Source organism: Pseudomonas sp. TSRC2-2 (genome assembly GCF_049897785.1).
GTDB lineage: Bacteria > Pseudomonadota > Gammaproteobacteria > Pseudomonadales > Pseudomonadaceae > Aquipseudomonas.
The window spans coordinates 302,369-309,515 of the sequence record NZ_JAFCWZ010000011.1 but is presented as its reverse complement, the minus strand read 5'-3'; the positions used below and the strand labels follow the sequence as shown (position 1 = coordinate 309,515).

Genomic DNA, 7,147 nt, shown 5'->3' with positions numbered 1-7,147 from the left:
ATCGACGACCGCTAATTTAAAGCCCAGCGTGTAATCACGTTGACTGCGCCTTTTTCCTGATTCCATTGGTTCCTCCTGAGGATAGGTCAGAAGGTGTAAACCTTATTCAGGACGAGACAATTTTCAAAAAAAGGCCCGCATGGAATCACCAGTGCGGGCCTTTTGATTACCTGTCGGATATCAGTGCTTGCTGTCCTGCACGGACATGGCCAGCAGTTGTTTTTCCTGGTTCCAGTCGAACGGTTCATCGTTCTGTTCGGCTTCGTAGCGGCGTTCTTCGAGGGCCTGGTACAGGTCGATTTCTTCGTCGGAGAGGTAGTGCAGGCAGTCGCCGGCGAAGAACCACAGCAGATCGCGTGGAATCAGGTGGGCGATTTGCGGGTAGCGGCTGATGACTTGGGTGAGGATGTCCTGGCCCAGGTATTGGCTTTCGATAGGGTCGATCGGCAGGGAAGCCAGCAGTTCATCGAAGCGCTCGAGGAACAGGGCATGGCTTTCTTCGGGCACTTGTTCGGCCTCACCTACGGCGACCAGGATACTGCGCAGGTGGTCGAGCAACACGAGATGATCGGCAACGACGTTGGACACGAGATAAGTCCTCAAGAGCAAAACGGGCGCGGGAGTATAAAGCTCTCGCGCCGTTTTTTCACAAAAACCGGGATCAGCGGACTTTGCCCGCTGCCTGGGTCAGTTCCTCTTTGTCGAAATCATCGACGTCGATCACCTTGCGGCGGGCGGCCTCGGCGTCGTGCAGACTTTGCGCTTCGACCGGTTGCAGCACGCCGGCTTCCAGTGCGGCATCGATGGCGTGTTCACCGGCTGCCGGCTTGACCTGGCCGCTTTTCAGTGCGGTGTGCAGTTTTTTGTGCAGCAGTTGCGCAGCGTTGAGCAGGTCGCTGGCGTGTTGCAGCGCGCCCACAGCATCGTCTGCTGATTGCGGGCGATAGCAGCCGGCGAGCAGTTCCTCCAGGGCCGGATCGCCTTTGGCGCGGCCAATGACCGCAGCAACTTCGGCGCCGAGTTTGTCCGATGGGCCTTTGTGCCGGCGCCCGAACGGAAAGACGATGACCCGCAGCAGGCAGCCGAACACCCGGTTCGGAAAGTTGCTCAGCAACTCATCCAGTGCGCGCTCCGATTGGCCAAGGCTTTCTTCCATGGCCCAGCGGAACAGCGGTTCCATGTAGGCCGGCGAATCCAGATCGTGATAACGCTTGAGCGCGGCGGAGGCCAGATACAGGTTGCTCAGCACATCGCCTAGGCGTGCCGACAGGCGTTCGCGGCGTTTCAGTTCGCCGCCCAGGAGCATCATGCTCAAGTCGGCGAGCATGGCGAAGGCAGCGGCCTGACGGTTGAGCGCCCGGAAGTAGCCCTGACTGATCTTGTCGCCCGGCGCATGTTCAAAGTGACCAAACCCGAGGTTCAGTACCAGTGTGCTGGCCGCGTTGCTGACGGCAAAACCGATGTGCTTGAGCAGCAGGCCATCGAATTCCTTAAGTGCCTGTTCCTTGTCTTCGCGACCTGCCAGGGCCATTTCCTTGAGTACAAACGGATGGCAGCGGATTGCGCCCTGACCGAAGATCATCAGGTTGCGCGACAGAATGTTCGCGCCTTCGACGGTGATGAAGATTGGCGCGCCGTTCCAGCTGCGGCCCAGGTAATTGTTCGGTCCCATGATGATGGCTTTACCGCCATGTACGTCCATGGCGTGGCTGATGCATTCGCGGCCGCGTTCGGTGAGGTGGTATTTGAGGATCGCCGACAGCACCGAAGGCTTTTCCCCGAGATCCACCGCGTTAGCGGTGAGCATGCGTGCGGCGTCCATCATCCACGCGTTGCCGCCAATGCGCGCCATGGCCTCCTGAATACCTTCGAAGGCTGAAAGCGGCACGTTGAACTGTTCACGAATATTCGCGTACTGCCCGGTGACCAGGCTGGTGAACTTGGCCGCGCCGGTGCCGACCGCCGGCAGCGAGATCGAACGCCCCACGGACAGGCAGTTCATCAGCATCATCCAGCCCTTGCCGAGCATTTCCTGACCACCGATGAGGTAGTCCAGCGGAATGAACACGTCCTTGCCGGAGTTCGGACCATTCATGAACGCAGCGCCCAGCGGCAGGTGGCGCCGGCCGATTTCCACGCCGGCGGTATCGGTCGGAATCAGCGCCAGACTGATACCGAGGTCTTCCTCTTCACCGAGCAGATGATCCGGATCGTAGGCCTTGAATGCCAGACCGAGCAGGGTGGCGACCGGGCCGAGGGTGATGTAGCGCTTTTCCCAGTTCAGGCGCAGGCCGATGACTTCTTCACCTTGCCACTGGCCTTTGCAGATGATCCCGGTGTCAGGCATCGCGCCGGCGTCGGAGCCGGCGAGCGGACCGGTGAGGGCGAAACACGGAATATCGTCGCCACGGGCCAGGCGTGGCAGGTAGTGATTGCGTTGCTCGTCGGTACCGTAATGCAAGAGCAGTTCGGCCGGGCCGAGGGAGTTGGGGACCATCACGGTCGATGCGAGGTCGCCGCTGCGGGTTGCCAGTTTCATTGCCACTTGCGAGTGAGCGTACGCAGAGAAGCCTTTACCGCCGTATTCCTTGGGGATGATCAAGGCGAAAAAGCCGTGCTCCTTGATATGCGTCCACGCCTCGGGCGGCAGGTCCATTGACTGACCGATCTGCCAGTCACTGACCATCGCGCAGAGCTCTTCGGTCGGGCCATCGATGAAAGCCTGTTCTTCTTCGCTCAACTGCACTTTGGGATAGGACAGCAGTTTGTCCCAGTCCGGACGCCCGCTGAACAGCTCGCCGTCCCACCACACGGTGCCGGCATCGATCGCGTCGCGTTCGGTCTGCGACATCGGCGGCAGGGTTTTCTGGAACCAGTTGAAGAGCGGCGCGGTGAAATGTTTGCGGCGCAGGTCAGGCAGCAACAATGGTGCGGCGACCACCGCCAGCAAGACCCAGAAAATGAACAGCAGCCAGCCCGGCGCGTGACTGAAAATCCCCATCGCCACCAGGTAGGCAGCGACCACGCCCAACGCAGGCAGCGGGGCGATGCGTCGATGGGCGAGGTACGCCACCCCGACGATCAAAACCAGTATCCACAACAACAGCATATTCAGTCCTCCGTGAACCAAGGCAAATCGACCCTCCAGAGCTTAGACGGCATCTGTAAATCCGGGTGGTCAGAGCATGGTGATTGAAATCGTGGGAAACCCCGGATGGTTTTCGTAGGTTCGGTGGGCAACACGTGTGGGAAATCGTTCGTTGCTGCGCAGCTTTGCTTTCAGGTTTGGCCGAAACGTCGTTATCTCTGTGCTCACGCTGTCGCTAGACTCGTGGCTTACCCAGGAGATTGCCGTCATGCACGAGTATCTGAGCCCCGGCCGCTTCATCGATAGTGACCACCCGGCAGTGGTGGAGTTCGCCGAGCGGCATCGCGGCGCGAGTAATGATCCGCGTGATCAGGCGATCAGTCTTTATTACGCCGTGCGCGAGGCGGTGCGCTACAACCCCTATACGTTCAGTCGCGATCCGCAAACCTTGCGCGGCAGTTATGCACTCGCCGCAGGGCAGAGTTACTGCGTGCCGAAAGCCACGCTTCTCGCCGGTTGTGCGCGGCATTGCGGAATTGCGGCGCGTATCGGTCTGGCCGACGTGCGCAATCACCTGTCGACGCCGCGTCTGCTCGAGTTACTGAAAAGCGACGTGTTCGCCATGCATGGCTACACCGAGTTGTTTCTCGACGGCCGTTGGGTCAAGGCGACGCCGGCGTTCAATCAGCAACTGTGCGAGTTATTCAACGTCGCCGCGCTCGAGTTCGATGGTGTCAACGACAGCGTTTTCCACCCGTTCAACCGTGACGGCGCGCAGTTGATGGAGTATCTGATCGATCACGGCCAGTTCACCGATGTGCCGGAAGCTTTCTTCTTCGAGCACCTGCAAAAGTGCTATCCGCATCTGTTCAGCGAGCAATTGCCGGTGCTGCTGGGCGATATGCAGACCGATTTGAGTCGCACCTGATCCGGCGTATGCTGGCCGTCCACTCACTTGTAAAGAGGCGGTCATGCTGAAGATCTGGGGACGGAAAAATTCATCGAACGTCAGAAAGCCCCTGTGGGCGGCCGAAGAGCTGGGCCTTGCTTACGAGGCTATCGATGCCGGCGGCGCGTTCGGTGTGGTCGATACGCCCGAGTACCGTGCGATGAACCCGAACGGCCGGGTGCCGGTGATCGAGGATGACGGTTTCGTGCTGTGGGAATCCAACGCCATCGTTCGCTATCTGCTGGCCAAACACGCGCCGGAAAGCGCCTGGTACCCGGCGGATGCGCAAGCCCGCGCCGCGGCGGACAAGTGGATGGACTGGACCACTTCCAGTTTCGCCGGGCCGTTTCGCACGGTGTTCTGGGGTGTGCTACGCACGCCTGCAGAGAAGCAGGACTGGAAGGCGATCAATGCCGCGATCAAAGAGTGTGATGAGTTGCTGAACATGGCCGACCATGCCCTGATCAGCCAGCCTTACCTCTCGGGCAACGACATCGGTATGGGCGACATCCCGTTGGGCAGCTTCATTTATGCCTGGTTCGAAATGCCCATCGAGCGCGCCCCGCAACCGCATCTGCAAGCCTGGTATGAACGTTTGAAACAGCGTCCGGCCTATCAGAAAGCGGTCATGACCGCGTTGACTTGATAATTACTATCGACACACTTGACTGTACTTGTGCGGCGGCGGCAAGCACCATTGCGAACTTGCGCCGCGGTTGTTTCCCTCGCCGTCCGCCCTTATTTATCTCTTTCCTTCCTTCTTGGTGCGTAAATCCGATATGAGTTCCGCTCTGTCCATCCGGCAGCTAACCAAAACCTACGGCAACGGGTTCCAGGCCTTGAGTGGTATCGATCTGGACGTCGCCGAAGGTGACTTTTTCGCCTTGCTTGGCCCCAATGGTGCCGGCAAATCCACCACCATCGGCATCCTCTCGACCCTGGTCAACAAGACCAGCGGCACGGTCAATGTCTTTGGCCATGACCTGGATAAAAACCCGGCAGCGCTCAAGCGCTCGATCGGCGTGGTGCCCCAGGAATTCAATTTCAATCAGTTCGAAAAGACCTTCGATATCGTCGTGACCCAGGCCGGTTACTACGGCATCCCGGCCAAAGTCGCCAAGGAACGCGCCGAGCAATACCTGACGCAGCTCGGCCTGTGGGACAAGCGCGATGTGCCGTCGCGTTCGCTGTCCGGCGGCATGAAACGCCGTTTGATGATCGCCCGTGCGCTGGTGCATGAACCGCGCCTGCTGATCCTTGATGAGCCGACTGCGGGTGTCGATATCGAACTGCGCCGTTCGATGTGGACCTTCCTCACTGAGCTCAACCAGAAGGGCATCACCATCATTCTGACCACGCATTATCTGGAAGAGGCCGAGCAACTGTGCCGCAACATCGGCATCATCGACCACGGCACCATTGTCGAGAACACCAGCATGAAACAGTTGCTGGGCCAGTTGCATGTGGAAACTTTTTTGCTCGACCTGAAAGGCGATTTGCACGTTGCGCCGCAATTGCTCGGCTACCCCGCCCGGTTGATCGACGGCCACACCCTTGAAGTCCAGGTCGACAAATCCATGGGCATCACGGCGTTGTTCACCCAGTTGGCGCAGCAGAACATCGAAGTGCTGAGCCTGCGTAACAAAACCAATCGCCTCGAGGAGTTGTTCGTGTCCCTGGTGGAGAAAAATCTGTCGAAGGTGGCGGTATGAGTTCCGAGTTCGGCCCCAACCTGGTCGCCTTGCAAACCATTGTCTACCGGGAGGTCAAGCGCTTCATGCGGATCTGGCCGCAGACGTTGCTGCCCCCGGCGATCACTATGGTTCTGTACTTTGTGATCTTCGGCAACCTGATCGGTCGGCAGATCGGCGACATGGGTGGCTTCACTTACATGGAGTACATCGTGCCGGGGCTGATCATGATGTCGGTGATCACCAACTCCTATGGCAACGTGGTGTCGAGCTTCTTCGGCAGCAAGTTCCAGCGCTCGATCGAAGAGCTGATGGTTTCGCCGGTATCCCCGCATACGATCCTGATCGGCTTCACCATTGGTGGTGTGTTGCGCGGTCTGGCGGTGGGTCTGATCGTGACGATTCTGTCGCTGTTCTTCACCGATTTGCAGGTGCATCACCTTGGCGTGACCATTCTGGTGGTGGTGCTGACGGCGACGATCTTTTCGCTGCTGGGCTTCATCAACGCGGTGTTTGCGCGCAACTTCGATGATATTTCGATCATCCCGACCTTTGTCCTGACCCCGCTGACCTACCTGGGTGGAGTGTTCTATTCGATCACCTTGCTGCCGCCGTTCTGGCAGACCGTCTCGCTGGCCAATCCGGTGCTGCACATGGTCAATGCCTTCCGCTACGGCATCCTTGGTGTCTCGGATATTCGTATCGGCATCGCGATCACTTTCATGCTGGTAGCGACCGTGGTGCTGTATCTCGGCTGTGCGCGGTTGCTGGTGAGTGGACGCGGGATGCGCACCTGAAGCACGCGATACCCTGCATGTCTGACAATCAAAAACGGCCTCCCATCGCGGAGGCCGTTTTGCATTCATTTCTGCCGACTTAGCTTGCGCCGCCGCCACTGCCGCGCCACCCACCAGCGCCAATACAGCATCACAAGGAAGTAGGCGAGGATGCCCAGCACCAGGCCGACAACCACCGAACCCAGCAAAAACGGCTGCCACAGCGTCGACAATTCACCGCTGATCCATTCCCAGGTCAACTCGTCCGGCAGATGCCGCGCTGGCACATCCATCAGAAACGCCCCGGCCTGGTAGGTGCAGAAAAACACCGCCGGCATGGTGATCGGATTGGTCAGCCAGACCAGACTCACCGCGATCGGCATGTTGCCCCGCACCATCACCGCCAACGCCGCCGCGACCAGCATCTGTGCCGGAATCGGCAAGAACGCCGCGAACAGGCCAACCGCCATCGCCCGGGCCACCGAGTGGCGATTGAGGTGCCAGAGGTTCGGGTCATGCAGCAACGTGCCGAGAAAGCGTAAGGATTTGTGTTCCCTGATGCTCGTCGGGTCGGGCATGTAACGTTTGAATAAGCGCCGGGGCATAAGGCTTCTCGGTCGGTTAAGGCGGCAAGTATGTCTGG

7 protein-coding genes are annotated in these 7,147 nt (G+C 59.2%); 4 read left to right on the top strand and 3 right to left on the bottom strand.

The genetic code is table 11. The annotated features are described in order from the left end of the window. Window positions 1–180: 180 nt before the first annotated feature. Window positions 181–588: a PA2817 family protein gene (locus ACP7D9_RS22625; RefSeq protein WP_101156153.1), complete on the bottom strand. Its 408-nt coding sequence runs from the start codon at window positions 586–588 to the stop codon at window positions 181–183. 73 nt (window positions 589–661) lie between these two features. Next, window positions 662–3,109 carry an acyl-CoA dehydrogenase gene (locus tag ACP7D9_RS22620; protein ID WP_426159651.1) on the bottom strand — a complete coding sequence of 816 codons (2,448 nt, stop codon included), beginning with the start codon at window positions 3,107–3,109 and terminating at the stop codon, window positions 662–664. Window positions 3,110–3,356: 247 nt separating this feature from the next. Between ACP7D9_RS22620 and ACP7D9_RS22615 the strand changes: the two genes are divergently transcribed. The 4 genes from ACP7D9_RS22615 to ACP7D9_RS22600 all read left to right on the top strand — a co-directional run bounded on the left by ACP7D9_RS22615 (window position 3,357) and on the right by ACP7D9_RS22600 (window position 6,525). Then, window positions 3,357–4,016: a transglutaminase-like domain-containing protein gene (locus tag ACP7D9_RS22615; RefSeq protein ID WP_101156157.1), complete on the top strand. Its 660-nt coding sequence runs from the start codon at window positions 3,357–3,359 to the stop codon at window positions 4,014–4,016. A gap of 43 nt (window positions 4,017–4,059) precedes the next feature. After that, a complete protein-coding gene (locus tag ACP7D9_RS22610; RefSeq protein ID WP_101156159.1) occupies window positions 4,060–4,683 on the top strand; it encodes a glutathione S-transferase family protein in 624 nt (207 codons plus the stop codon). Between the two features lie 133 nt (window positions 4,684–4,816). Then, complete coding sequence (locus ACP7D9_RS22605; protein WP_426159650.1) at window positions 4,817–5,749, top strand: ABC transporter ATP-binding protein; 933 nt, start codon at window positions 4,817–4,819, stop codon at window positions 5,747–5,749. Then, on the top strand, window positions 5,746–6,525 hold the full coding sequence (locus ACP7D9_RS22600) for an ABC transporter permease (RefSeq protein ID WP_039760202.1): 780 nt from the start codon (window positions 5,746–5,748) through the stop codon (window positions 6,523–6,525). The genes ACP7D9_RS22605 and ACP7D9_RS22600 overlap by 4 nt, the downstream gene beginning before the upstream one ends. Window positions 6,526–6,590: 65 nt before the next feature. Here ACP7D9_RS22600 and ACP7D9_RS22595 read toward each other — a convergent pair whose 3' ends face one another. Further along, entirely contained in the window at window positions 6,591–7,109 is a 519-nt protein-coding gene (locus ACP7D9_RS22595; RefSeq protein WP_101156166.1) for a DUF2062 domain-containing protein, read from the bottom strand. Window positions 7,110–7,147: the final 38 nt, after the last annotated feature.